General features: G+C 69.4%; 16 protein-coding genes. 10 read left to right on the forward strand and 6 right to left on the reverse strand.

The window, feature by feature from the left end; all coding sequences use genetic code 11:
• Positions 1-23: 23 nt before the first annotated feature.
• A complete protein-coding gene (locus tag ABZX92_RS14915) occupies positions 24-1,523 on the reverse strand; it encodes a M48 family metalloprotease (protein ID WP_355558560.1) in 1,500 nt (499 codons plus the stop codon).
• A gap of 331 nt (positions 1,524-1,854) precedes the next feature.
• Here ABZX92_RS14915 and ABZX92_RS14920 point away from each other — a divergent pair, with 331 nt between their 5' ends.
• Together ABZX92_RS14920 and ABZX92_RS14925 are read left to right on the forward strand one after the other, a co-directional pair.
• Positions 1,855-4,926 carry a S8 family serine peptidase gene (locus ABZX92_RS14920; RefSeq protein WP_355558563.1) on the forward strand — a complete coding sequence of 1,024 codons (3,072 nt, stop codon included), beginning with the start codon at positions 1,855-1,857 and terminating at the stop codon, positions 4,924-4,926.
• A gap of 370 nt (positions 4,927-5,296) precedes the next feature.
• Positions 5,297-5,695, forward strand: a complete 399-nt coding sequence (locus ABZX92_RS14925) for a DUF3040 domain-containing protein (RefSeq protein WP_355558566.1) — start codon at positions 5,297-5,299, stop codon at positions 5,693-5,695.
• 61 nt (positions 5,696-5,756) lie between these two features.
• Here ABZX92_RS14925 and ABZX92_RS14930 read toward each other — a convergent pair whose 3' ends face one another.
• From ABZX92_RS14930 to ABZX92_RS14940, 3 genes are read right to left on the reverse strand one after another with little or no spacing between them, the layout of a single operon-like run.
• Positions 5,757-8,195, reverse strand: coding sequence for a DUF3488 and transglutaminase-like domain-containing protein (locus ABZX92_RS14930; RefSeq protein WP_355558568.1), 2,439 nt, complete (start codon positions 8,193-8,195; stop codon positions 5,757-5,759).
• Position 8,196: 1 nt separating this feature from the next.
• Positions 8,197-9,462: a DUF58 domain-containing protein gene (locus ABZX92_RS14935; RefSeq protein WP_355558571.1), complete on the reverse strand. Its 1,266-nt coding sequence runs from the start codon at positions 9,460-9,462 to the stop codon at positions 8,197-8,199.
• Positions 9,463-9,464: 2 nt separating this feature from the next.
• On the reverse strand, positions 9,465-10,463 hold the full coding sequence (locus tag ABZX92_RS14940) for a MoxR family ATPase (RefSeq protein WP_355558641.1): 999 nt from the start codon (positions 10,461-10,463) through the stop codon (positions 9,465-9,467).
• Between the two features lie 455 nt (positions 10,464-10,918).
• Here ABZX92_RS14940 and mraZ point away from each other — a divergent pair, with 455 nt between their 5' ends.
• The 5 genes from mraZ (at position 10,919) to ABZX92_RS14965 (ending at position 16,426) form a co-directional block, all read left to right on the forward strand.
• Positions 10,919-11,350 carry a division/cell wall cluster transcriptional repressor MraZ gene (mraZ, locus tag ABZX92_RS14945; RefSeq protein ID WP_112273234.1) on the forward strand — a complete coding sequence of 144 codons (432 nt, stop codon included), beginning with the start codon at positions 10,919-10,921 and terminating at the stop codon, positions 11,348-11,350.
• Between the two features lie 165 nt (positions 11,351-11,515).
• Entirely contained in the window at positions 11,516-12,469 is a 954-nt protein-coding gene (gene rsmH / locus ABZX92_RS14950; RefSeq protein WP_355558574.1) for a 16S rRNA (cytosine(1402)-N(4))-methyltransferase RsmH, read from the forward strand.
• Entirely contained in the window at positions 12,466-13,119 is a 654-nt protein-coding gene (locus ABZX92_RS14955) for a hypothetical protein (RefSeq protein ID WP_355558577.1), read from the forward strand. Before rsmH ends, ABZX92_RS14955 begins: the two co-directional genes overlap by 4 nt.
• Positions 13,119-15,026: a penicillin-binding protein 2 gene (locus tag ABZX92_RS14960; RefSeq protein WP_355558580.1), complete on the forward strand. Its 1,908-nt coding sequence runs from the start codon at positions 13,119-13,121 to the stop codon at positions 15,024-15,026. The genes ABZX92_RS14955 and ABZX92_RS14960 overlap by 1 nt, the downstream gene beginning before the upstream one ends.
• Positions 15,027-15,262: 236 nt before the next feature.
• Positions 15,263-16,426, forward strand: coding sequence for a putative glycoside hydrolase (locus ABZX92_RS14965; RefSeq protein ID WP_355558583.1), 1,164 nt, complete (start codon positions 15,263-15,265; stop codon positions 16,424-16,426).
• Here the strand turns inward: ABZX92_RS14965 and ABZX92_RS14970 are convergent.
• Complete coding sequence (locus ABZX92_RS14970; RefSeq protein WP_355558586.1) at positions 16,423-21,423, reverse strand: TIR domain-containing protein; 5,001 nt, start codon at positions 21,421-21,423, stop codon at positions 16,423-16,425. The genes ABZX92_RS14965 and ABZX92_RS14970 overlap by 4 nt on opposite strands.
• Before the next feature lie 43 nt (positions 21,424-21,466).
• Positions 21,467-22,216 (reverse strand): universal stress protein, encoded by a 750-nt coding sequence (locus ABZX92_RS14975; RefSeq protein WP_355558589.1) that lies wholly within the window; start codon positions 22,214-22,216, stop codon positions 21,467-21,469.
• Positions 22,217-22,492: 276 nt separating this feature from the next.
• Between ABZX92_RS14975 and ABZX92_RS14980 the strand changes: the two genes are divergently transcribed.
• Genes ABZX92_RS14980 through mraY form a run of 3 tightly spaced genes read left to right on the forward strand, consistent with a single transcriptional unit; the run spans position 22,493 to position 26,558 of the window.
• Entirely contained in the window at positions 22,493-24,019 is a 1,527-nt protein-coding gene (locus tag ABZX92_RS14980) for a UDP-N-acetylmuramoyl-L-alanyl-D-glutamate--2,6-diaminopimelate ligase (RefSeq protein ID WP_355558592.1), read from the forward strand.
• Positions 24,016-25,476: a UDP-N-acetylmuramoyl-tripeptide--D-alanyl-D-alanine ligase gene (murF, locus tag ABZX92_RS14985; protein ID WP_355558594.1), complete on the forward strand. Its 1,461-nt coding sequence runs from the start codon at positions 24,016-24,018 to the stop codon at positions 25,474-25,476. Before ABZX92_RS14980 ends, murF begins: the two co-directional genes overlap by 4 nt.
• Positions 25,473-26,558, forward strand: a complete 1,086-nt coding sequence (gene mraY / locus ABZX92_RS14990) for a phospho-N-acetylmuramoyl-pentapeptide-transferase (RefSeq protein ID WP_355558597.1) — start codon at positions 25,473-25,475, stop codon at positions 26,556-26,558. Before murF ends, mraY begins: the two co-directional genes overlap by 4 nt.
• Position 26,559 lies beyond the last annotated feature (1 nt).

The following is a 26,559-nucleotide window of genomic DNA, read 5'->3' on the forward strand; positions in this document are numbered from 1 at the left end:
AGAGATCTCCAGACGAAGAAAAGTCAGCGCGCGGGGCGGTAGTCGAGGGCCACGCCGGCGATGGTCAGCGCGTCGCGCAGGGGCGTGGTGTTGCCGGTGACCGCCGCGTCCAAGTGGTCGGCCAGGTCGAAGTCGGTGGAGGAGGTGACGAACGTGGTCCGTCCCAGCCAGTCCAGCTCCCAGTGAGCGAGGCCCGCGTCGGAGAAAGCCAGGGCGACCAGAGCCGAGAGCTCCGGCAGCACCTCGCCGCGGGCCATCTCGCGGCGGGCTCGCGTGCCGGCGTCCTTGTTGCCCGGTACCGCGGAACCCAAGTCGGCCAGGCGATCCCCGTCCAGGGCGTCGAGGACGGTCGTCAGTGACGGAGGCCGGTCCATCGCCGTGGCGGCGGCCTGCAGCAGGCGGTCGGTTCCGGCCACCACGCGGGCACGCGCGCCGATGTGACCGAGCGTGGCCCAGTCGACGCGGTCCTTCGCAGCCGCCTCGGCCGAGAGCGAGTTCAGCACCGCGGAGTCGAGCAGTGGCGTCGGGTCGGTGAGCAGTTCGAGCGCCGGACGGTCGCCCCAGCCGGACTCGGGTTCCAGGGCCAGGGCGTCGATCGCGGCGATGCGGTCCAGCAGCGGCGGGTGCGAGTCGTACGGGCCGCGGTCCCGGTCGGCCGGGTGCTGGCGGATCTCCTCCAGCTCCTCGTGCAGCTCGGGAGCGGTCCGCAGGCGGGCGAAGCCGTCGAAGAACGTCGTCGGGAGGTAACCGAGCGACCAGGCCACGGTCAGGTGGCGGTCGGTGAAGAGGTCCCACGCGGCGTCGATCACCGGCAGCTCGCGCAGTGCGGACGAGGCGGCCGACGAACCGGCCAGCAGGGCCGAGACGCGGTCGGCGGCGAACTCCTGGCGCCGGCTGATGGCCTGGGAGACGCGGAGGTACAGCTTGGCGTAACCCTGGAACAGCTTGGCGATCATGCGCTGGAACCAGTGCTCGGTGTCCATGTGGGAGCCGGCCCGCAGCATGGCGTCACGGCCGGAGACCACGACACCGGCGAGGTGCGTGTCCTTGTTGGCGTAGTGCGCGAGCTCGTGGGCGAGCACGGCGATGAGCTGTTTCTCGGTCAACGACGTGAGCAGCGGAGCGCCGATGAACATCCTGCGCTTCAACACCCGCAGGCCCAGGAAGCGGGTGTCCTCGGCGACGCCGGCGTTCACCGCGGCGAGGATCCGGATCTCGTCCGGCGGGCGGGTGCCGACGTCGGCGGCCAGGCGGTGCACGAGGTCCCAGAGCGCGGGCTGCTCCGCGGGCGTGACGAGCGTGCCGGGCGCCTCCTCCTGAGCGCGGCGCTCCAGCGAGATCAGGCCCTTGACCAGCGCGAACACCACCGGCACGACGAACAGGGCCAACTTGATGCCGACGAACGGCCGGTTGATCAGGGCGTACGCCTCCAAGGCGAGGAGTCCGCCGATCAGCCCGAAGGCGAGCACGTAGAAACCGACGAGCAGCGCTACGGCGATGGCAGCGCGCAACGAAACACGCATGAGTAGAGCGACCTTCCCCCAGTGCCGCGCGCAGATGGCGGCAGCACGCAGTGTGCATGATGGACGGTCACGACTCAATCCCGAAAAGACGGCGAAAACGGATCAACGACGCGATTGTCAACCGGTCGATCGGCTACTCCGCGTACCCCCGCGGGTGGAGATCTGTGACCGCACCTCCGGCCTCCAGAAGGAGGTGAGGTGACGCTCGGTGTCCCTACGGTCACCGAAGCAACACCTCATCGAGCACTGGAGGTACCCAGTGAGATCAGGACAGCGAGGTGCCCGTCGGGGGATCACCGCGCTCGCACTGTCAGCAGGCCTTGTCACCACGGTGACAGCGGCTGTCGCACACGCGGACGAGCCGGCGCCGGGAGAGCGCGGCCAGAGCGTCACGCTGATCACCGGCGACCGGGTGGAGCTGAGCGGAAACCGGGTCGTGCGGTACGTGCCGGGGCCAGATCGCGGGCACTTGGCCGTGCGCACGTTTCTGCAGAACGGGCATCAGCACGTCGTGCCCGCCGATGCGGTTGCGTTGGTGGCCAACGGAAAGCTCGACTCGCGGTTGTTCGACGTGACGTCGTTGCTGGAGTTCGGCTACGACGACGCACACCGCAGCTCGGTCCCGGTGATCGTGCGGCCGGCGGCGGGCGCACGATCGGGCGTCAACGCGTTGAGCGCCAAGGGATCCGTGGCCGATCTGGTGCTGGGCGCGGCGGAGAAGTCGGGCAGTGCCTGGGAGTCGCTGCGCGCCGGGTCGGTCGAAAAGGTGTGGCTCGACGGCGTCCGCAAGGTGGCGCTCGACCGCAGCACCAAGCAGATCGGCGCACCCGAGGCGTGGCAGGCGGGCATCACCGGCAAGGGCGTGAAGGTCGCCGTGATCGACACCGGTGTCGACGAGAAGCACCCGGATCTGCAGGGCAGGCAGATCGCCGAGAAGAACTTCACCGACGCGCCGGACAACACCGACGAGGTCGGCCACGGCACGCACGTCGCGTCGACGATCGCCAGCAAGGGCGACAAGTACCGCGGTGTCGCGCCGGACGCCGAGATCCTCGACGGCAAGGTCTGCCGGCCGGGCGGCTGCACCGAGTCGGCCATTCTCGCCGGCATGCAGTGGGCCGCCGAGCAGGGCGCGCAGGTCATCAACATGAGCCTGGGAGGTGGTGACACCCCGGAGATCGACCCGCTGGAGGAGGCGGTCAACCGGATCTCCGCGCAAACCGGTGCGTTGTTCGTGATCGCGGCGGGCAACTCCGGACGTCCCGAGACCATCGGGTCACCCGGCAGCGCCGAGTCCGCGCTGACCGTCGGCGCGGTGGACCGCAACGACGGCATCGCGCCGTTCTCCAGCCGTGGCCCGGCCGCGGACGGTGCGGTGAAGCCGGACGTGACCGCGCCCGGCGTCGACATCGTGGCGGCCGAGGCCGGCACACAGGGCCACGTCGCGATGTCCGGCACGTCGATGGCCACCCCGCACGTCGCGGGTGTCGTCGCGCTGCTCAAACAACAGCACCCGGACTGGAGCGGGCCGCGCCTCAAAGCGACGATCATGGCTTCCGCCAAGGCGAATCCGGCGCTGAAGACGTTCGACCAGGGCGCCGGCCGGGTCGACGTGCCGAAGATGCTGGCGCAGCAGGTGGTCTCCGAGCCCGCCAACATCAACTTCGGGGTTCAGCAGTGGCCGCACGACGACGACCAGAAGGTCGTCCGCGAGGTCACCTACCGCAACGCGGGCAAGGACCCGCTCACGCTCGACCTGACCGTGGACGCCACCGGACCGGACGGCAAGCCCTCGCCCGCCGGTCTGTTCGCGGTGTCCCCGGCCAAGATCATCGTCCCCGCGGGTGGCGAGGCGAAGGCCACGATCACCGCTGACACCAAGGGGAACGCGGCCGACGGCGCCTACAGCGGCGCGGTCGTGGCGTCGAACGGCCAGCGCACGCTGATCAGCGTCAACCGCGAGGTCGAGAGCTACGACGTCGGCGTCTCGGTGCTGGGCGTCGACGGCAACCCGACGACCGAGCACGGCACGTCGTTCGTCAACACCAAGACCGGCAAGGGTTACTCGGCCCAGGCCAAGAACATCCGGCTGCCCAAGGGCGAGTACCTCGTGGACAGCCCGGTCTTCACGCCGGACCGCAAGGTCGTGCTCCTGGTGCAGCCCAAGTTCCAGGTGACCGGCAAGACCACGCTCACGGTCGACGCGCGCAAGGCCAAACCGGTCGCGCTCAAGACCCCGGACCCGGCGGCCGAGGGCATCATCGGCACCGTCTCGTACACCACGAAGGTGGCGGGCAAGCCCTTCGGCTCGGGCTGGGCGTTCTTCGACGGCCTCGCGGGCAAGGTCCTCACCGGTCAGCTCGGCGACGACGCCGCGGGCCTCACGACGACGGTGGCCGAACAGTTCCAGGGCACGCCCCGGGACGAGAAGACCCCGGTGAGCTACCGCCTGAGCTGGACCGAGCTCGGCCTGCCCACGGGCTACGAACGCACGGCCAAGCCGAACGAGCTCGCCGAGATGACGAGCACCTTCCGCCCGGCGGGCGAGGGTTATCGCCACGGCGTCGCGGCCATGCCCCATCCGGCCGACGGCAGCGGCGGCTTCGCCTGGTACACCCCGGTCGCGGACAACGGCAAGGCCGTCGACTACGTCAGCACCACGGGCGGCAAGTGGAGCTGGATCTACGACCGCACCGCCCAGGACAACACCCGCGAGTACTTCACCGAGACGCGGTCGAAGTCCTTCAAGGGCGGCAAGAAGTACACGCAGGCGTTCGGCCGGGCGGTCCTGGGCCCGTCCGTTCCGGAGGCACCGGGCTTCGGCCTCGCGCGGCTGGAGGACCAGATCGCCGTCCGGGTCCCGCTCTTCACCGACAGCAACGGCGGCGAGGGCAGCGCCGGCACCGGAACCGCGAAGACCACGCTGTTCCACAACGGCACCAAGCTCGGCGAGCAGCCGAGGCCGGGCGCGATCTTCGACGTCCCGGCGCGGGAAGGCGCTTACCGGGCGGAGATCGAGCACAGCCGCACGGCCGAGCTGTCCACGAAGGTCAGCGGCGCCTGGACCTTCACGGCCAAGCACACCACGGACGTGACGCAGCTGCCGCTCACCGTGGTCCGCTTCCTGCCCGCGCTGGACGACAACGACACGGCGCACAGCCGCGTCCTCGTCCTCCCGCTGAAGATCGAGCAGCAGCAGAACACGCCGAAGGTCAAGCGCGTCACCGTCGAGGTCTCCTTCGACGACGGCGCGACCTGGCGGCAGGTCCCGGTGGCCGGTGACAAGGCGATCGTCACGCACCCCGGCGGCGCGAAGTTCGCCTCGCTGAGGGCCAGGACCGCGGACGCCGCGGGCAACACCGGTGAGGTGACCATCATCCGCGCCTACAAGATCGGAGCCTGACCGCAGTTCCGAACAGTACGCGGGGACCTTTCGTACTCTCAGACAGTACGAAAGGTCCCCGCGTACTCGAACTGAGACGGGTGGCGTGGGGATGTCACGCTCTGTCGCCGGGCGGTGAGGGGCGTCTTGCCAGTGCCGAAACGTGTGAAAGCTGGGCCGCAAGGGCCGAGCGGAGGCCTCACGAAGGCCCCACCGCTGCCCTAGAAGGATGATGGTGACAGAACCGACCGTATGAGAAGGCCGACTGGGTAGTCGCCGGGCCGCGCGGATCGTATCCTGGAGGATGACGTCCCCAGGGTGGGTCGTCCGCCGGGTTCGGCGGAAACCGAAAACACCCGGCGCCCGCGACCGCTGTGCCGGAGGAGGAACGATGCCACTCTCCGAGCACGAGCAGCGACTGCTCGACCAGATCGAGCGCGCGCTCTACGCCGAAGACCCGAAGTTCGCATCCACCGTACGAGGCGCCAAGTTGCGGCGGCCGTCCAAGCGGCGCCGTGTACAGGGCATCGTGCTGTTCGTCGTGGGCGTGGCGGCGCTCGTCGCCGGCGTGAGCTTCCTGTCGAAACTCGCCGTCGTCGGGATCCCCGTCGTGAGCGTCTTCGGCTTCCTGCTCATGTTCTTCGGCGTGCTCATCACCCTGACGACACTGCGTCGCGGCGACCAGGTCGCCGAGGGCACGCAGGAAGACGGCAAGCCGGCCCGCGGCCGCAGCTCGTTCTCCGAACGCATGGAAGAGCGCTTCCGCCGGCGTTTCGACGACGAGCAGTAAGCCTTCAGAAGCAAGCGAAGGGCCCGCCCCACCAGGGAGCGGGCCCTTTCGCTTCGCACGCTCAGACCGAGGCGGGTTCCCGCTCGGGCGTCTCGGCCACCGGCACGGGCGTCGGCTTGAGCACCGACTTCGGGAACAGCCTCGCCCGCAACGACAGCGGCGCGTTCTGTCGCAACGACTGTCGCACCGCAGCCAGCGCTGCGGGCAACGACGGGTCGGCGGCCGGGTTCGCGCTGTACCAGGACCGCTCGATCGTCCCGACCACCGTGCGCAGGCCGTCCTTGCCCGCGTCGTCCAGGTTGTGCTCGCGGGCGAGCCGGCGCGCGGCCGTCCGGATCGTCTCGGACGACGGCACGGGCGCGCCGCGGTCGATCGACTCCGCCATGAGCTCGGCCCACGCCGCCGTCGCCGCACCAGGGCCCAGCCGGGAGACCTCGTGCAGCCGTTTGCGCCGTCGCAGCGCACGCATCGCCGCAGGTGTGGCCGCAACGAGCAGCACCAGCACGACCGCCATCAGGACGTACGACAGCCATGCCACCGCGATCAACACCACGAGGCCCCACAGCGCCGCGGCGACCAGCCCGGTGAACCGCCTGCCCTCAGTCCTGAACAGGCGCATCAGCTGGAAGGCCAGCGCGAGTGCGAAGGCGACGATGATCCCGTACGGGACCCAGTCCTTCGAGGTGTCGTCCTGCTCGTCCTGCTGCTGGCCGGGGGTGTCCTCGGTGCCGTCGGCCTTCGCGGACGTCGAAGCCGACCCGGTCGCGGACGGGGCCACCGTCTCGGTCTTCGTCTCGGCCGTCGGCTGCTCGTCCTGCCCCTGCGAGGTCTCCCGCAGGTACGGCGGCACGATGCCGCGGCCGTCGTCGATCGGGGTCGGGTCGAAGGTCATCCAGCCGTGGTTCGGGAAGAAGATCTCGACCCACGCGTGCGCGTCCTCGGTGCTGATCACGCGGTAGGACTTGTCCGCGGACTCGACACCGGCGGTGAAGCCGATCGCCACCCGTGACGGCAGGCCGACGACGCGGGCCATCACGGCCATCGCGGACGCGAACTGCTCGCAGTAGCCGACCTTGCCCTTGGTCACGAAGTCGGTCAGCGCGTCCTTGGTGACGTCGCCCTGGGTCTTGATGTCGTACTTGAACCCGTTGGCCGTGCCGAAGTACGCCGTCAGCGCCGCGGCTTTGTCGAAGTTGTTGGTGGCACCCTCGACGATCTTGTTCGCGAGGTCGACGACCTGCTTCTCGACACCGTCGAACTTGTAGTACTCGGCGTCGACCACGTTCTTCGAGTCCGGCGTCACGCGCAGCGCCTGCTTCGTGGGCGTCGAGAGCACCGTGTCGAGCGTGTAGGGCTCCGGCTCGCGCTCCCGCTGGCTGAAGATCACGCCCTTCTTCACGTCGAACCGGTAGTCGTCGTCCGGCGTCTCGATGCGACGCACAGCGCCGTAAGTCGGCAGCCAGAAGCTCCGCCAGTCCTTCGGCTCGATGTCCATCCGGGTCGTCTTGCCCTCGCCGCGGTCACCGGCCTGCGGCGGCAGTTCGCCGCGCGCGGGCTGGCCGCCGGGGTCCGTGCCACGTTCCCAGCCCTTGTCCGGCACGTACTTGGCCAGCGTGGTCGCGCGCATGTAGATCGTCTCCGACGGCATGCCGCGCACGTAGAACACCTCGGTCGGCTTGCCGCGGTTGAGCATGCCGCGCAACGACGTCATCTCGCTCAGCCCGATGCCGCCCTTGCCACCGCCACTGCCGCCCATCGGCAGCCGCCCGACCGTGCCGACGAACGTGAAGCCCGCGCCGACGATCAGCGCGATCACCATCGCGATGGCCGCCACCGAGGTCGCCGAGCTGCCGGAGCCGCTCGCCGAGCCCGAGCCGAGCCGGCCGCGCCACGCCTCGTGCCGGTGCTGGCCGTCGACCGCGAGCAGCATCGCGAACGCCGCGGCGCCCAGGATGAACGTCCAGAACGGCAGCATCTCGTCGGCCAGCGACGCGGGCACCGCGAACACGCACAGCAGCACCAGCCCGGACGCCGCAGGGGCCGCCGCGGCGACCGCGAGCGTGTCCACCAGCACCGCGACCAGGCCGATCGCCAGCACCACGAGCGCCTGGATCGCCGGCGTCGCGTGTACCGGCGGCACCCCGGTCTGCACCTGCGCGACCGACTCCGCGAGCACGTCGCCGAGCTCGCCCAGCGCCTCGGGGCCGGGGATGAACAGGAAGATGCCCGACCGCGTGTGCAACGCCGTGAGCAGGCACAACAGCACGAAGACCTGGGCGATCGCGACCAGCGGCGGGGTCAGCCGGGTCGCCCGCAGGAACGCGCCGGTCACGGTGATCGCGACGATCACCACGCCGATGCGCACCAGCCACAGGTCACCCTCGATGACACCCGACAACGCGGTCGACGCGCACAGCACGGCCAGCGCGGCGATCCACGGCGTGGCGGAGGTGAACCACTCGGGTTCGGTCGCCTTCGCGGGTGCGGAACGAGAGCCCATCTCAGCCCACCTCCGAGCGCATGGACGGTCCCCGGTGGCTGGCCGATGCGCACAACTCCTGCCACACCTGCTGCATCGACGTGGACGGCCGCGCGATCGCCAGGCCCCAGCCCGCGCTGGCGAGCAACCGCCGCGCGTCCTCGGGATCCGGCGCGGTGGCGTCCGAGCCGCCGGCCCACGCGTTCACGTCCAGCAGCACGGCCAGGCTGCGCATGCCGCGCGGCCGGTACCGGATCAGCTCCTCGACCGACGCGGGCGACACCCCGCCGAGCACCGCGATGACCTCCTGGCCCGCGCCGGGGTCGATGCCGCCGCTCAGCTCACGGCGGTGCGAGCCCTGCAGCGCGGCCAGCGAGTCCAGCACCACGTGGTCGCTGTGCCCGCCGTCGGACGACCCGCCCGCGAGCACCCGCCCGTCCTCGGAGACCAGACGGATCTGGTGACCGAAGTGGTGCAGGTGCAGGCAGATCGACGCCACGAACGAGATCGCCCACTCCAGCGAGGCCGTGGGCCCGCTGCCCCGGTGCGCGTACACCCGGTGGTCCAGCAGCACCGTCGTGCCGCCGCGCCACGGACGTTCCTCGACGCGCACCATCAGCTCGTCGCGCCGGGCGGTCGAGCGCCAGTGGACCTTCCGCAGGTCGTCACCGTGCCGGTACTGGCGCACCACCGCGTCGTCCTCGCCCTGACCGGCCCGCAGCCGGATCGAGCCGTCGTCGCCCGCGCCCATGCCGGAACCGCCGGGCAGACCCGACAGCCGCACGACCCTGGGCACCACGACCAGGCGCGACCGCCCGGCCAGTTCGCGGTCGAACTCCGCGAGCCCGAACGGGTCGGTGATGCGCGCCATCAGCGGGCCGACCTGCTGGATGCCGCGCATGACCGGCTTGAGCGGGTAGCGCAGCGTCGTGGGCGTGTTGCGCGGCAGCCGTTCCACCAGGAACCGCGGCCGCGCGCCCAGCGCGTACGGGACGGTGTCCTCCAGCATCAGCCCACCGGTCGGCAACCGGCCGGTGCTGCGCAGGTCGAGCTTCACCTCGGACGCGGCCCCGACCGGCACGCGGCTCGGCGCGAGGAACCGGGCGGCGTGCAGGCCGACCCGAGCCCTCGTCGCGAGCCACGCGGCCAGCAGCGGCAGCGCGATCACGAACGCCGCGACCCGGAGCAGGTCGCGTTCGTTCAGCACCGCGGCGCACACTCCGGCAGCGAACCCCGCGGCCAGCAAGCATCTTCCGCGCGTGGTCAGACCGGAGAGTGCGGTTCGCATCGTCAGCGTGGCGTCCCTGCGTTGTTGTTGATGCTGCGGACAAACGCCGCGCTCGGGTCGAGTGCCGCCGTCGGCACCGGCACCCGCTGCAGCAGCGCCCTGATCAGCTCGGCGGGCGACCGTCGGGCGGCCTGGGCCTCCGCGGTCAGCACGAGCCGGTGCGCGAGCACGGGGATCGCGATCGCGTGGATGTCGTCCGGCACCACGAAGTCACGGCCCGCCAGCGCCGCCTGCGCGCGTGCGGCGCGCACGAGGTGCAACGTGGACCGAGGCGACGCGCCCAGCCGCAGCTCCGGCAGCCGGCGCGTGGCCGACACCAGCTCGACGGCGTACCGGCGGACCTCGGGGGAGAGGTGCACCCGGCGCACGGTCTCGATCAGCCGCAGCACCTGGGCCGCGTCCGACACGGGCCGCAGGTCGTCGAGCGGGTTGTGGCCCGCGTGCTCGTCGACCATGGCCAGCTCGGCCGCCGGGTCCGGGTACCCGATCGACACGCGCGCGGTGAACCTGTCGCGCTGCGCCTCGGGCAGGGCGTAGGTGCCCTCCATCTCGATCGGGTTCTGCGTCGCGATCACCATGAACGGCGAGCCCAGCGGGTACGTGTGACCGTCGACCGTGACCTGGTGCTCCTCCATGCACTCCAGCAGCGCGGACTGCGTCTTGGGGGAGGCGCGGTTGATCTCGTCGCCGACCACGATGTTCGCGAAGATCGGGCCGGGCCGGAACTCGAAGTCGTTCTCCTGCCGGTTGTAGATGGACGAGCCGGTGATGTCGCTCGGCAACAGGTCCGGCGTGAACTGCACGCGGCTCACCGTGCAGTCGATGGATCGGGCAAGCGCTTTCGCCAGGGACGTCTTGCCGACGCCCGGCACGTCCTCCACGAGCAGGTGCCCCTCGGCGAGCAGGGTCACGAGGGCGAGGCGGACCACGTCGGGTTTGCCGACGAGCACCCGTTCCACGTTGGCGGCGATCCGCTGTACGGCGCCGTGCAACTCACCCAGGACCTGATCTACCGGCGCGTGGCTGTTCGCGCTTGGGCTTCCCGGTGTCACTAAACCTCCAGCAGCCGTGTCCGGAACACGGACGTGTGAGCGTTTCACGCAGTGTGTCAAACCACGGCTAAGTGCCGTTACCTACCGGCCAGATCGGGTTCGCACCAGTACTTTCCACCTTCCCCCACCAACGCGTCTCAGCCGCATGTTTTGGCGGAAATTTCTAGGCCGTTCGAGTGCTGAACCGGGCCTGAACCCTCACTCGGCAAGGTGGTGACTGAGCAGGTCCCCCACCCTCCCCCCACGCTGCCCCACGGCATCTACCTGGGAAAACGGGTCACGAGTTGGTGTGTAAACACCTGTTTCAGCGTTGACTGTGGTGAAAAGTGGGGTACTGTGGCGGCCGGTGGGGCAGACGGGGGCTCCACTGCCGGTCTCGTCGCCCGGCAAGGGAGGTGGCTGCCGTGTTCCTCGGCACTCACTACCCGCGCCTGGACGACAAAGGTCGGCTGACACTGCCTGCGAAGTTCCGGGACGAACTGGCGGGAGGTCTCATGGTCACCAAGGGCCAGGACCACTGCCTGTACGTGTTCCCCCGGGCTGAGTTCGAGCAGATGGCGAGGAAAGTCGCCGAGGCGCCGTTCACCAACGACGCCGTACGCGCCTATCAGCGGTATCTGTTCGCGGGTACGGACGAGCAGCGTCCGGACGGTCAGGGCCGCGTTCTGATCGCACCGGAACTGCGCCGGTATGCCGGGTTGACCAAGGAGTGCGTGGTCGTCGGCGCGTTCACCAGGATGGAGATCTGGGACGCGACCGCCTGGCAGACCTATCTCGAAGAGCACGAGGACGGCTACGCCACGGCTCGCGAGGAGGTCATTCCGGGCGTCTTCTGATGGCGGTCAGCCGAGCAACAGGCCGGATGTTCAACCGCGATTCGGGTGCCGTGAGGCCTCGGTCCGCTCGACTATCGGCCCTGGCGCACCTTCCCCGGCGCCAGGTTCGACGGGCGGGCGGGGACCTGACGTCACCCGAACGCGCATCAGGGGAGTAGAGGGACGATGGATCAGCCGCGGCACGTACCGGTGCTGCTGGACCGCGTCCTGGAACTCTTCGCTCCGGCGCTCGAAGGCAAGCCCGCTGTCGTCGTCGACACGACGCTCGGCATGGGCGGCCACTCCGACGCGCTGTTGAGCGCTCACCCCGAACTCACGCTGATCGGGCTCGACCGCGACCCGCAGGCCATCGAGATGGCCGGGAAGCGGCTGGCGCGGCACGGCGACCGCGTGCAGCTCGTCAACGTCACCTACGACCACATCGACGAGGCCGTCGAGGACCTCGGCTACTCGCATGTGGACGGTGTGCTGATGGACCTCGGAGTGTCCTCGTTGCAGCTGGACGAGGAGGAACGCGGGTTCGCGTACTCCAAGGACGCCCCGCTCGACATGCGGATGTCCAAGGGCACCGGCATGACGGCGGCGGACGTGCTCAACACGTACTCGCACGGCGACCTCGCGCGGATCCTCTCCACCTACGGCGAGGAGCGGTTCGCGGGCAAGATCGCGTCCGCGGTGCTCAAGGAGCGCGAGAAGGAGCCGTTCACCAACTCCGGGCGGCTCGTCGAGCTGCTGTACAACGTCGTCCCCGCGGCGTCCCGGCGCACCGGCGGACATCCGGCCAAGCGCACGTTCCAGGCGTTGCGGATCGAGGTCAACGGCGAGCTGGAGTCGTTGCGGCTGGCCCTTCCCGCGGCTTTGCGCGTGCTGGGCATCGGCGGGCGGATCGTCGTGGAGTCGTACCAGTCCCTAGAGGACCGGATGGTGAAGCAGGCGCTCGCGGAGCTGGCGAAGTCGAAGACGCCGCCGGGGCTGCCGGTCGAGCTGCCGGGCCACGGGCCCGAGATCAAGTTGCTCACGAAGGGCGCGGAACTCGCGTCGGAGCAGGAAATCGAGGACAACCCGCGTGCGGCGCCGGTGCGGCTGCGCGCGGCGGAACGGATCGGAGAACCGCGATGACGGCGGCACCCGCGAGGGTCGGTGGGCCGTCCCCCCGCGACCCGGCCAGGACAAAGGTCGAGGAGAACGACAAGGCGCGGCGGCGAACCGCCGGCGCCGAGCGCGCCTACGCCCGTCGTGCCCAGCGCGCCCAGAACCTGCGGGGCGGCACTGCCGCGCCGCAGCAGAAGGCCGCGTCCAAGGCTCCGTTCGTCGTGCTCGTGATGCTCGTGCTGGGCGCGGGCGTCGCCGGGATCATGTACTTCTCGACCCAGGCCGCCGCGGACACGTACCGCCTGCAGGAGGCGCGGTCCGAGGCGGAGAAGCTGACGTTGCGGATGGAGCAGCTGCGCCGTGAGGTGGCGCTGCTCGAGTCGCCGACGGACCTCGCGCGCCGGGCGAACGAGATGGGCCTCGTGGAGCCGTCGAACCCGGCTCGGCTGCGGCAGAACCCGGACGGCTCGATCGAGCAGTTCGGCAAGCCGAGCGCGCCGACCAAGTCGACGCCGCCGCCCCCGCCGTCCTCGGAGACCCCCGCGCCGCCGGCGGGTCAGCAGACTCCGCCCGCTGGTCAGACTCCGCCCGCTGGTCAGACTCCGCCCGCTGGTCAGACTCCGCCCGCTGGGCAGAACCCGCCCGCGGGCAACCAGACTCCTCCGGCGGGTGGCTGATGCCCGGTCCTGCACAACGGGGGCCGCGCCGTCCGTTGTCGGTGCGCTCCCGCCCGGCCGCGCGCACGGGTGGCAACAGCAGGGTGCGCATCGCGGTCGGCCGCATCCTGCTGATCGGCGCGCTGCTGATCGCGGGCGTCAAGCTCGTGCAGGTGCAGGGACTGCAGGCCGGTGAGCTGTCGCTGCAGGCGCAGAAGCAGCGCACCACGCGGCTGAACATCCCGGCCGAGCGCGGTTCGATCCTCGACCGCAACGGCAACCAGCTCGCGTTCTCGATCGAGGTCCGCGCGCTCTACATCCTGCCGCAACGCGCCCGCAAGCAGTGGGACGAGGCGCGCGCGAAGGATCCCGAGCAGTACCCGTTGAGCTACGACGACCACGCGCGCGAGGTCGCCAAGTTCATCTCCTCGACGCTCGGTCCCGAGGTCAACGGCGAGAAGACCGACGAGGAAACCGTCTACGGGCAGCTCGTCAAGGACATCAGCTACGAGGTCCTGGTCAGCGAGGCCGAGCCGGCCAAGGCGGCGAAGATCGTCGCGAAGTACCCGGCCGAGATCGGCTCCGAGTACCGCTCGAAGCGCATCTACCCCAACGGCGAGCTGGCGTCGAACATCATCGGCGCGGCGAACTGGCGCCAGGACGAGAAGCCGCCGACCACGCTCGGCATCCTCGGCCTGGAGAGCGCGCAGAACAACGTGCTGGCCGGTCGCATGGGCCGCCGCGTGGTGGACACGATGTCCGGTGACGACACCCTGATCATCCCGAACACCGAACGCGAGCTCGTCCAGCCGCAGCCCGGCAAGAGCCTCGAGCTGACGATCGACATCGACACCCAGTACGCCGTGCAGCGGATGGTCACCGACTACGCGAAGAAGTCGGGCGCCGGGACCGCGTCGGCCGTCGTGCTGGACAGCCGCACCGGCGAGATCGTCGCGATGGCCAACGACAAGACGTTCGACCCGACCGACTTCGGCAAGGCGGGCGAGGACCAGAAGCGCAACGCGGCGGTCTCGTCCAGCTTCGAGCCCGGCTCGGTGAACAAGATCGTCACGGCGGCCGCGGCCATCGAGTACGGGCTGTTCAAGCCCACCGACGTGCTGGAGGTGCCGGGCTCGATCAAGGTCGCCGACCGCACGATCAAGGACGCGTGGGGCCACGGCACGGTCGGGATGTCGTTCACCGGCGTCTTCGCCAAGTCCTCCAACGTCGGCACGCTGATGGCGGCGCAGGAGGTCGGCAAGGAGCGCTACGCCGAGATGCTGCAGAAGTTCGGTCTCGGCAAGCGCACCCAGTCCGGTGTGCCCGCCGAGGAGTCCGGTGTCGTGCCGCCGCTCAACCAGTGGTCCGGCTCGACCTTCGGCAACCTGCCGATCGGCCAGGGCCTCTCGATGACGTTGCTGCAGATGACCGGCATGTACCAGGCCATCGCGAACGACGGCATGCGCATCCCGCCGCGGCTCATCCGCGCCGAGATCGGCGAGGAGGGCGCGCGCAACGAGAAGCAGCGCCCGGAAGGCGTCCGCGTCGTCTCGGCGGAGACCGCGAAGACGGTCCGCGAGATGTTCAGCCACGTCGCCCAGGTCGACCCGCGCGACGCGAACCAGAACGGCACCGGCCCCAAGGCGGCGTTGCCTGGCTACCAGATCTCGGGCAAGACCGGTACGGCCCAGCAGATCGACCAGAACTGCAAGTGCTACTCGCAGTCGCAGTACTGGATCACGTTCGGCGGCATCCTGCCGGCCGACAACCCGCGCTACGTCGTCGGCATCATGCTCGACAACCCGCACGGCACCCAGTTCAGCGGGACTGCCGCGCCGTTGTTCCACGACATCGCGACCTACCTGACGCAGCGCTTCCAGGTGCCGATGTCGGCGGAGCAGACGCCGTTCGTGCAGCTGCAGATGTAGCTCAGCGCGACCAGTCGATTTCTCGTGGTCACGGACGTGGATTCTTAATGACACCTGCCGTTTTGGCAAGTGATTTGAGACACGCCCACGCGTGGCAATGACGCATTTCATTGTTTGACAGTGAAAAGAACCACGAAACTTTTTCGTAATGAGACGCATTTCATCACGTCTAATACTTCGAAACCGGAGTGCAAGGCGAGATGGGGTTTGGCGTGCGTTCCCTGTGCTATTCGATCTTGGTTGCCGCCCTGGCGGTGACGGTTGTTCCCGCAGCTCAGGCTGAAGAGGAAGGCGGCACCGCGCAGTCGTACTGGCTGCACATGAACAGCACGCCGACCACCGAGAAAATGATCAACACCGAGGCTTCCCGCCGTGACTACGTCGTGCTGAACGCGTGGGAGACCGATCTTGCCGCCGAGTTGCACGAAGCGAATCCGAAGATCCAGGTCTTCGTCTACAAGGACCTCTCCTCGACCCGCAGCTACGCGTGTCAGAACGGGGTGGACGACGCCGATCTCCCGACCGGTGTCGGCTATTGCGAGGCGGATCCGTCGTGGTTCCTGCGCGGCGAGAACGGCGAGCGGTTGGAGTACGACGGTTACGAGGGCCACTGGCAGATGGACGTCGGCAATCCCGACTACCAGAACGCTTGGGCTGACAACGTTGTCGAGTCGTCGCGCGGGGTGTTCGACGGCGTGTTCATGGACAACGCGCTGTTCGCCTGCGACACCTACCACGACGGCGTCTGCCCGGACGCGTACCGGACCGACGAGGCGATGCGCGACGCCTACCGCTCGATGTTCGCGAACACCCGGCAGAAGTTCGTCGACGCGGGCCTGAAGACCGTCGCGAACATGTCCAACGCCCGCCTGCACGAAGGCGCGTGGGACAGCTATGTCGAGTACCTCGACGGCGGCTTCGACGAGTGGTGGCTGACCTTCGGCGACAAGGACCTGCTCTCCGAGTACCCGGAGGGCTGGAGCCGTCAGGTCGCCCAGATCACCGCGAACGAGGCCAAGGGCAAGATCACCTGGGTGCAGCCGCACCACAGCGGCGCCGAGCAGCCGTTCCGCTACGCCTTCGCGAGCTACCTGCTGGCGGCGGGCTCGCACGCGGCGATCTCCGAGATCCAGGAGACCGACCGCTACGACAACGCCGCGCCGTGGCGACCCGAGTACGACTGGGACCTGGGTGAGCCGGCGGCCGAGTACTACCAGGTGGCCACCAACGTGTTCCGGCGCGACTTCAAGTGCGGCACGGTGCTCGTCAACGCGAACAAGACCGGCAGCTCCGCGGTCACCGTCCGGCTCCCCGAGGCGCAGACGAACGAGAAGGGCGCGTCCGTCCGTTCGGTCTCGCTGCCCGGCACGACGGGTTCGGTGCTGCGCAAGGCCTGCTAGTCCCAGCGGGGATGCCGTCCGGTGATGCCCCACACCAGCTGCTCGATCGGGTCCGGGTCGGCCGTGCGCATGTCCACGGTCGACCAGACCCGCAGGAAACCGGGCAGCTCCGGGTCGTCCTCGGTGCCGTCGAGGATCACCGGGATCACCTTGCGGCTCTTGTTGCGCGCTGACCACTCGTTGATGAGCTCCATCTCGGCCTCGTGCCACGGCCCCGGCCCGGCGGGACCGATCAGCACGGCGGCCGAGCGGCTCCTCTCGATGCCCTTCGCCATCTCCTGCTGCCACCGCGTACCCGGCTGGATGTCGTGCACGTCGAGCCACGGCAGGATGCCGCGGTCCTCAAGGGCCGCGGCGATCTTGAGCACCTGCGGCTTGTCCTTGACGTTGTGGGACAGGAAGACGTCGTAGTCCCCGGCCTCGCGCTTGCCCTTGAGGGTGGTCGCGGCGACGTCCTGGTCCCGTTGCGCGTTGGCGTTGGAGTTCATCTCCGCCACCACCGGCCGCACGTCCACCCCGTCCGGCTCGTCCACCAGCGCGATCACGAAGTCGTCGCACTGCGGGCACGTCATCTTGTGCTTGCCGCGGCTGATCCGGCCGCGCACCAGGTCGTCCGGAATCGTGTAACCGCAGCCCTGGCACGCCCGCACCCGCCGCGTCACGACCTCACCGGCCCGCTGTTCCAGGTGCTCCACCACGTAGGCCTCGAACTGCTTGCGCACCAGCGGCGGGACCTGCTCGTCGTAGAACACCGCCAGCTCGCCCTTGCCCTCCTCGACCTCGCGGATCGCGATGCCGCACCTGCCCGCGTCCGCCTGGTAGGTCGCGGAGTTGTGCCACATCTCGTCCTTCTCGAAGAACCGCGAGTGCGACAGCCGCACCGCCAGCGTCGAGTAGATCGAGTACAGGTGCCCGTCGAACGTGAACACCACGTCCTGGCCCGGCAGCTGCGGCGCGTCCGGCCTCTCCCGGGTGAACTGCGACGGGAAGATCAGGTCGACTTCCCGGTCGGTGACCTCCTTCAGCGCGATCTCCCGCCTCAGGAGCTCCTGCACGACGGCGTTGAGCAGGATCCGTTCCTGCTGCGGGTTCGTGAGCCTCTCGTCCTTGGGGATCCGGAAGTTGCCTTCGAGCGCGTCGTCCTCTTTGACGAACCCCAGCCCGTCCGGCTCGTCCCGCGCCGCCTGCACCAACGACGACGCGTAGGAGTCGAGCAGTTCCGGGCGTAAGAGGACGTAGTCGCCGTATGACATCCGCCGCACCACACCGACGCTCTCCAGCCGCCCGAGGCACGCCGCGAACCGTTCGTTCAGCTCCTCGACCGGCGGCGCGTCCAGCTGAGCCCGCCGGAAGCTGTGCACGAGGTCGTCCACAGTGGACAGAATCCGGCCCTGCTGCTTCTCCTCGATCACGAAGTCCTTGATGGTCTCGAACAACTCGTTGGAGCTGACCACCGGCAGCGCGTCCCAGTCGATGCCGTCGCGCACCGCGCGGACGAGGTCGTCGACACCCCAGCCCTCCTTGGCGCTGGTCTCCAGGTACCCGTCGAACCCGAACGCCTTGGTGGTCTCCAGAATCCGTTCCCGGCTCACGGCCGCCGTGCCGCGGTCTGCTCGTGCCGCGACGAGGTACACGCGCATTCGCACGGCGTTCGCCCCGTCGAGCCGCCGTGCCTGCTTGAGCGCCCGGCTCCAGTACTGCACGCCGGCGAACGGGTCGGTCTCGCTGCGCGCGTCGAACACCACCAGCGCGACGGCGACTTCGTTGAGGTGCAACTGATGCACCATGCGGTAGCCGGGCTGGCCCGCGAGGTCCCAGAGCAGGGTTTCCCTCGTCTGCACGTCGCTGGACGGCAGGGTCGCGTAGGTCTTCTCGAAGGTCCAGACGTTGCGGCCGTGCGTCGACTCGGTCGGGGCGAACGGCTTTCCGCTCAGCACGAGCCCGAGGCCGGACTTGCCCACACCGGTGTCGCCGACGAGCACGACCTTCGCGTTGGTGTAGCGGCGGGCGGTCCTGGCAGGGCCGATGTCGTCAAGCACCCGGTGGTCGAGTCGCACGACGTCGATCTTGTTGCCGTCCTTGACGGCGAGCAACGGCTTGGTGGGGTGGAAGGCCAGCCCGCCGCGGCGCTGGACGTCCTCGCGGTCGACGGTGGCGACGCACTGCCAGTCGCGGCACCGCCAGATCTTCATCGTGTTGTCCTTCGACAACGTGGCGAGGAAGGACCTCTGCGGCGAGAACTTGGCGCTGACGACCGGACCCGAGTGCTCGCTCAGCAACACGACCGCCTGATCGGTGACGAGGTCGCGGATCTCGATGAGCGAGCTGTCGGGAGCCGTGAACACACCCACGGCGTGCGTCTCGTCGGACACGAAGATCTCCAGTGCCTCGAGCCTGAGTCGCCGACGCCAGATCCGGGTCATGTCCGAGCGGCGGAGCAGGTGCGTGGTCCGCCGGTGCACCGCGACGACGTGCTGCCCGTCGCGGGTCCAGCGCGGCTTGGGCACGTACGCCCCGAACTGGCCGGGGGCGCCGCCGAACTGGTGCCGGCGCAGCCTGCGGCCGCTGATGACGTCGATGATCCGCAGCTCGTAGGAGTCGAGCAGCGCGAGCACCGCGCCGTCGGGTGACCAGCTGACCCGGCTACCTCCACGCGCCACGCAGAGCCGGCTGCTGTTCATCCCGTCGGTGAACCCGACGAGCACGACCTCGTGGTCGTTGAGCGGTGACTCGCCCCGTTCGTCGGGGTACGACCTGCGCCGCACGATCGCGGCGATCGGCTGCGTCGGGTGCCATGCGACGTCCGTGGCGTCCGCGCGAGATGTCGTCTCTCGCGGTGGCGTGTCGTCGGCGGTCTTCCAGAACCTGATGCGGCGGCCGGAGTTGACGGTCAGCAGCTGCCCGTCGGCGGACCAGGTGATCTGCCCGATCGGCTTCGAGCCGACGATCCGCGCGCGGTGGACGAACTCGACGCCGCTCCCGGCGTCGTCCGGCTGCGCGACACCGCCACCGGGCTTGAGGATCACGCCGAGGAGGGTCAGGTTCGCGAGGTAGACCTCGTTGCCACTTCGGCCGGAGATCCGGACCAACGTCTCCCAGGCGTGTGTTGTCCACTGCGGGTTCTGCGTACTCCTCAACCGCACGACGTCGGCAATCATCGTCGAGATCGACGGCCGGGTGGCCAGCGGCTGCTGGGAAAGCAGCGTGAACAGCCGGTCGTCGTCCGCCTCGATCAACAGATCCAGCACCGTGGAAGCGATCTGGTAGTCGGCGAGCGGACCGGATCGAAGCGGGTACACCGGGGAATCGGGGATCTCGTAGCCGAGCGCGGTGAGGTCGGCGTGGAACTCGTGCTCGGAGAGCCACCCCCGGCCGCGGTTGAACATGCCCAGCGCCGCGACGCCGAGCTGTCGAGTCTCCATGCCCACGCGCAGTGCGCGGAGGTCGTTCAACCACTGGAGGAGCGCGGGGGTGGTGAGGTCGGCTGCCGCCTCCGGCACCGACGGGTCGGTGACGTACCTGGCCGTCAGGAACAGCAACTGCGGCTGGCGTGCCAGCACCGCGTGATCGAGCACGGTGTCCGCCGGCAGCGGGCGGCGCGGGGTGTCCGCCGTCGCCTGGTTCCACTGGGCGACCCAGGCGCGGGTCTGCGTCTCGTCGAACTGCTCCAGCCGCACCACGGGGACGCCGTCCGGGATGAGCACCTGGCTCAGAGCGGCCACCCGGGAGGTGACCACGACGGCCACCGGGCGGTCGCGGGAAGCCTCCTGCCGCTGGAACCTGACGACCTCGGACAGGTAGTTGGTGTTCGGCACCGGCGACAGCAGTTCGTCCAAGCCGTCGAGCACGACGACGGAAACGTGGCTGGCGAGGTCGTCCCACGTGACGCCGCCACTGGTGAGGTGCCGCAGGGCGTGCTCGACCTGCTCGGCGACCGGCACGTCCGGGTTCGCCCGTCCCAGGGGCACGCGGACGACGGCGGGGTCACCGGCGGGCGGGAAGGCGGCCAGCATCCTCGCCACCGTCGACTTGCCGGCGGCGGCCTCGCCGATGAGCAGCATCGGGGCCTTGGTGGCCAGCGGGCTGTTGAGGTGGCCTGCCAGCATCAGGTCGAGGTTCTGCCGCAGCGGGACTTCCGAGGACCACCAGGCGTCGTCGGCCAGTCTCGCCGAAGGACCCGCCTCGGCGGTGCGGAAGCTGGGGCTGACGTACAGCTGGTCGATGGTCGGCAGGTGCAGCTCGTCCGCCAGGGGTTGGTTCAGCACGGCCTGGTTGGCGTTGCGCAGTTGTTGCAGCGGACCGTCCGCGGGTTCCCGGTAGTACTTGCCGGACAACCACTTGACGGCTCTGGAGGTCAGGTCCGCGTCCGAGGTGTCCGCCCACACCACGAACTCCGGCACGAGCGCCGCGGAGGAGGAGAAGGCGCCCGCGTACCTGGCCGTCGTCTCGTGGGCGAACTCGGGGTCCAGCAGCGCGGCGCCGTCGTCCGGGTTCGCGCCGTGCAGTGCGCGGTGGACCCGTTCGCCTCGGTCAGCCGCCCACCGCGTCACGTCCGCGAGGTGGGCTTCGAACGTTCGTGCGGCCGAGGGCACGGGCAGGTCGTCCGAGTACAGGTAGGAGACGAAGGAATGGTCTTCCTGGTGCCACTCGTCCGCCGAGGGGATCTGCATGCCCGGCATCGTCGCCAGGACGCCGCGGATCTCGTCGAAGAAGGCGAGCGCCACCGTCGTCGTGTGCACGGCGGTGACCAGGTCGAGCCGGGTGCGGCTGAAGTCGACCGAGGACAGCATCTCGATGGCGATCTGCCGCGCCTTGCGCACGATCTGCGGCAGCGTGCTGTTCGGGTGGATCCAGCCGAAGACGCCGTGCATCGACCTGCTGGAGTCGGTGCCGGTCAGGACGTTGCCGAGCTTCCGATCGACCTTCTCCAGCCACTGGGGGTCGTGCTGGCCGAAGACCAGCAGTGCGCCTCGGAGAGTGGTCGCGGCAGGCGGCATCACCACATGCTAGATAGCTCGTGCGCGGCCGAATGACCTTTTGCTACGGCACCACCCGATCGTCGTGCAGAGGCTCCGGCCGAGCCACCATGACCGGGCACGACGAGTGGTACAAAGCGGCCCGCGTGATCAGGCCGACGCCGTCGTGCTGCCCGCCGCGGCCCACGACCACGAGATCGGAGTCCAGGGCGGCCAGTGCCTCGTGCGGGTGCCGCGACTCCACCACGACTTCAGGGGTCAGCTCAGGAGCGGTGGTGCGCAAGAACAACACGGCACGCCGGACCGCTGCCTCGTCGCGCGGCACGACCACGCCGCCCTGCGCCGGTGGGTGGACGTGGAGGAGCCGTAGCGACGCTCGGCGGGTGCGGCAGAGCTCGACCGCGCGCCGCAGCACGACCGGGTCCTCGCACCCGCCGACGGCCGCGGTGATCCAGCCGTACTCGCCACGGATCGCCGGGGGTCGTCCGCGCACCACTACGACGCCGCACCGCGCGCGGCGCAACACCGGGAGGACGAGGGAGCCCAGACCCAGGCTGCGGTGCTGTTCGCCCTTGCACCCCAAGACCAAGGTCGCGCTGGAGTCCGACGCCCTCACCAGTGCGGCCACCGGGTCGTCACCGCTCGGGCGGAAGTGGGCGGTGAGCATGGGGAGTCGTTCGAGAACCCGCTGGACCGTCGTGTCACCGGGGTCCGCCAGGTACACCTGAAGATCTGTGCGCAGCGTCCACGCGTGGCGCGCCGCCCACTCGAAAGCGTGATACGCGGTCTCGGACGTGTCGACCCCGACCGTCACGGAACGACTGAAATCCGGTGCCCAGAAAGAAAATCTCCTGGGTTCCACCGCCGTGGTTGTTCTCATCGCCGCCTCCTGCCGCTCTCTACCTCACCGTGAGCGCACTAGTGGTCACAGGGCCCAAAGTCACAAAGGGGGCAGGAACTTGTTCGGCCGTCCGGGCTCACTCCTGAAGCCCAGTCGTGAGTGCCACTCAAATGGCTCATCACGCCCGATCATCACCCGAACGCCAACGCGCCGCTCGGCCACTCTTCGCACGCCGGTAGCCTCTTGCCCGTGCCTGCCAAGCTCGAGGGCAAGGTCGCGACCGCCCCGCCCCGCCCCAACGCCATCCGCCCCGCTTCCGCGGCTGCTCTCGCCGCGGTCGCCGACGTGCACCTGACCAGGCCAGCGCATGCCGACGTCCAGGTGACGGGGGTGACGCTGCGTGCTCAGCACGTGGTCCCCGGCGACCTCTACGCCGCGCTGCCCGGTGCCCACGTGCACGGGGCCGACTTCGCCGAGACGGCGATCGCCAACGGTGCCGTCGCCGTGCTCACGGACGAGGCCGGCGCCGCGCGTGAGGCCCTCAAGGACGTGCCCGTGCTGATCCACCCGCGCCCGCGCGAGGTGGTCGGTCTGCTCGCCGCGCACGTCTACGGGCAGCCGTCGGCGAAGATCAGGCTGTGGGGCGTCACCGGCACGTCCGGCAAGACCACGACCACGTACATGATCGAGTCCGCGCTCAAGGCCGCGGGCAGGACGACCGGTCTCATCGGCACGGTCGGCACCCGCATCGGCACCGAGCAGCTCGGCAGCTCGCACACCACGCCCGAGGCCCCTGACCTGCAGGCGCTGTTCGCGGTGATGGCCGAGCGCGGGGTCACCGACGTGGCGATGGAGGTGTCGAGCCACGCGCTGCACCTAGGCCGCGTCGCCGCCACCGAGTTCGAGATCGGCGCGTTCACCAACCTCAGCCAGGACCACCTCGACTTCCACGCGGACATGGAGGAGTACTTCCAGGTCAAGGCGCAGCTGTTCGACGGCCGCGCGCGCAAGGAGGTCGTCTGCGTCGACGGCGAGTGGGGCCCCAGGCTGGTCAAGGACACGACGATCACCGTCGCCACGACCAAGCCCGCCACCTGGACCGCGAGCAACGTCCAGGTCAGCAAGACCGGTGAGCAGACGTTCACCGCGCACGGCCCGGACGGCGACATCGAGATCCACCTGCAGCTCGCGGGCAGCTTCAACATCGCGAACGCCCTGCTCGCGATCGCCTGCCTGCACGCGGAGGGCATCCCGGCCGAGGCCATCGCGCAGGGCCTGAGCACCGTCCAGGTCCCCGGCCGCATGCAGCGCGTCGACGAGGGCCAGGCGTTCACCGCGGTCGTCGACTACTCGCACAAGCCCGCCGCCGTCGCGCTCGCGCTGGACGCGGTCAGGGCCAAGACCGACGGCCGGGTGATCATCGTGCTCGGCTGCGGCGGTGACCGCGACCGGGCCAAGCGGCCCCTCATGGGCGAGGCCGCCGCGCAACGAGCCGACGTGTTGATCATCACCGATGACAACCCGAGGAGCGAAGACGCGTCCTCCATTCGGGCCGCCATGCTCGAAGGGGCCCTCGCCGCCGAGAACAGGGGCGAGGTGCTGGAAATCGGTGACCGGAAGCTCGCGATCGAGAAAGCCGTCGAGCTGGCACATCCGGGCGATGTCGTCGTCGTGGCGGGCAAGGGACACGAGACGGGACAGGAGATCGCCGGCGTGATCCACCCGTTCTCGGACGTCGAGACGCTGACCGCCGCGATCAGAGAGGCGCACCGTTGATCGCACTCACGCTCGCCGAGATCGCAGAGATCGTCGGCGGACGCTTGCACGCAACCGACGGCTCCCCGGTGGTCACGGGATCCATCGAGTTCGACACCCGCGAGGTCACCGAGGGCGGCCTCTTCCTGGCCCTTCCCGGTGAGCGCGTGGACGGCCACGACTTCGCCGCCCAGGCGGTCGCGAGTGGTGCCGCCGGCGTGCTGGCCGGACGCGAGGTCGACGCTCCCGCGGTGATCGCGCCGCCGGTGGAGACCAAGCACGCCAACGCGTACGTGCTCGCGGGCGACAAGAACGGCGAAGGCGCCGCGGTGCTCGAAGCACTCGCCAAGCTCGCCCGGTACGTCACGGACCAGCTCAAGGACCTGACGATCGTCGGCATCACCGGCTCGGCGGGCAAGACGTCCACGAAGGACCTCATCGCCCAGGTGCTTCGGCCCACCGGCGAGGTCGTCGCGCCGCCCGGTTCGTTCAACAACGAGCTGGGCCACCCGTGGACCGCGCTCAGGGCCACCGAGGACACGAAGTTCCTCGTGCTGGAGCTGTCCGCGCGCGGCATCGGGCACATCGAGAACCTCTGCCGGATCGCTCCACCGCGCTTCGGCGCCGTCCTCAACGTCGGCACCGCCCACCTCAGCGAGTTCGGTTCCCGCGAGGGCATCGCGCAGGGCAAGGGCGAGCTCATCGAGGCGCTGCCTGAAGACGGTGTCGCGATCCTCAACGCGGACGACCCGCTGGTGGCGGGCATGGCGAGCCGCACGAAGGCCAAGGTGGTCCTCGTCGGCGAGAACCCGAACGCGCACGTCCGCGCCGAGAACATCGAGCTGGACGAGCAGGCCCGCGCGAGCTTCACGCTGAAGACCGCGCAGGGCGACGCCAGGGTCAAGCTCTCGCTGAGCGGCCCGCACCAGGTCGGCAACGCGCTGGTCGCGGCGGCCATCGCACTGGAGCTGGGCGCGACGCCGGAGGAAGTCGCCGAACGACTCGGCGCGGCGGAACGGGTTTCCGCGCACCGCATGGTGATCACCGACCGGGAGGACGGCGTCACCGTCATCGACGACGCGTACAACGCGAACCCGGACTCGGTGCGGGCGGCGTTGAAGGCGCTCGCGACGATCTCGCGCGCCACCACGCCCGCCCGCCGCAGCTGGGCCGTGCTCGGACCGATGGCCGAGCTGGGCGACGACGCGGTGCGCGAGCACGACGAGATCGGCCGTCTGGTGGTGCGCCTCGACATCAGCAAGCTGGTCGTCATCGGTGAAGCGGCCCGCGCGATGCACCAGGGTGCGCACCTGGAAGGATCTTGGGGAGACGAATCAGTCAGGGTGCCGGACGCGGACGCGGCGATCGCGTTGCTCAGGGGCGAAGTCCGGCCCGGTGACGTTGTGCTGGTCAAGGCATCCAACGCCTATCGCCTGTGGCGCATTGCCGAGGCCCTGCTGGAGGCAGGAACCAAGTGAAGAGCATCCTGATCGCGGCAGCGATCGCACTCGCGGTGTCGATCCTGCTGACGCCTTACCTGATCAAGGTCTTCTCCCGGCAGGGCTTCGGCCAGGAGATCCGCGAGGACGGTCCGCAGCACCACAAGACCAAGCGCGGCACGCCGACCATGGGTGGCCTCGCCATCCTGGTCGCGATGTGGGCCGGCTACCTCGGCACGCACCTGGTGAACTCGATGTCGTTGTCGGCGTCCGGGCAGACCCCGTCGGCGTCCGGCCTGCTGGTGCTGATGCTGACGACGTCGCTGGGCCTCGTGGGCTTCCTCGACGACTTCATCAAGATCCGCAAGGCGCGCAACCTCGGCCTGAACAAGACGGCGAAGCTGGTCGGCCAGTTCATCGCGACGATCACGTTCGCGATCCTGGTGATGCAGTTCCCGAACAAGGACGGCCTGACGCCCGCGTCGGTCAACCTCTCGTTCGTCCGCGACATCACCGTGGTCTCGTTCGGCGTCGTCGGGTTCATCGTCTTCTGCTACGGCATGGTCGCCGCGTGGTCGAACGCCGTGAACCTCACCGACGGCCTCGACGGCCTGGCCGGTGGCTCGTCCGCGATGGTCTTCGGCACCTACGTGGTGATCTCGTTCTGGCAGTTCCGCTACAACTGCTCCAGCTACGCGGTGGCCGGCTGCTACGACGTGCGCGACCCGCTGGACCTCGCGGTGATCGCCGCGGCCGCGATGGCGGGCTGCATCGGCTTCCTCTGGTGGAACGCCGCGCCGGCCAAGATCTTCATGGGTGACACCGGTTCGCTCGCGCTGGGTGGCCTGGTCGCCGGTCTCGCGATCGCGACCCGCACCGAGCTGCTGATGATCGTCATCGGTGGCCTGTTCGTGGTCGAGGCCCTGTCGGTTGCGCTGCAGGTCGCGGTCTTCCGCACCTCACGACGGCGACTGTTCCGAATGGCGCCGTTCCACCACCACTTCGAGCTAGCCGGCTGGGCGGAGACCACGGTCATCATCCGGTTCTGGCTGATGGCCGGAATCTGCTGCATGTTCGGTCTTGGCGTGTTCTACAGCGAGTGGCTGACGGGCGGGTTCTAGA

This window comes from Lentzea sp. NPDC006480 (assembly GCF_040611995.1).
Taxonomy (GTDB): domain Bacteria; phylum Actinomycetota; class Actinomycetes; order Mycobacteriales; family Pseudonocardiaceae; genus Lentzea.

What these genes read in the sequence shown, in the direction of transcription:
- ABZX92_RS14915 (WP_355558560.1), bottom strand. Translation starts at nt 1,523, where the DNA reads ATGCGTGTTTCGTTGCGCGCTGCCATCGCCGTAGCGCTGCTCGTCGGT.
- ABZX92_RS14925 (WP_355558566.1), top strand. Translation starts at nt 5,297, where the DNA reads ATGCCACTCTCCGAGCACGAGCAGCGACTGCTCGACCAGATCGAGCGC.
- ABZX92_RS14930 (WP_355558568.1), bottom strand. Translation starts at nt 8,195, where the DNA reads ATGGGCTCTCGTTCCGCACCCGCGAAGGCGACCGAACCCGAGTGGTTC.
- ABZX92_RS14935 (WP_355558571.1), bottom strand. Translation starts at nt 9,462, where the DNA reads ATGCGAACCGCACTCTCCGGTCTGACCACGCGCGGAAGATGCTTGCTG.
- rsmH (WP_355558574.1), top strand. Translation starts at nt 11,516, where the DNA reads ATGGATCAGCCGCGGCACGTACCGGTGCTGCTGGACCGCGTCCTGGAA.
- ABZX92_RS14955 (WP_355558577.1), top strand. Translation starts at nt 12,466, where the DNA reads ATGACGGCGGCACCCGCGAGGGTCGGTGGGCCGTCCCCCCGCGACCCG.
- ABZX92_RS14960 (WP_355558580.1), top strand. Translation starts at nt 13,119, where the DNA reads ATGCCCGGTCCTGCACAACGGGGGCCGCGCCGTCCGTTGTCGGTGCGC.
- ABZX92_RS14970 (WP_355558586.1), bottom strand. Translation starts at nt 21,423, where the DNA reads ATGCCGCCTGCCGCGACCACTCTCCGAGGCGCACTGCTGGTCTTCGGC.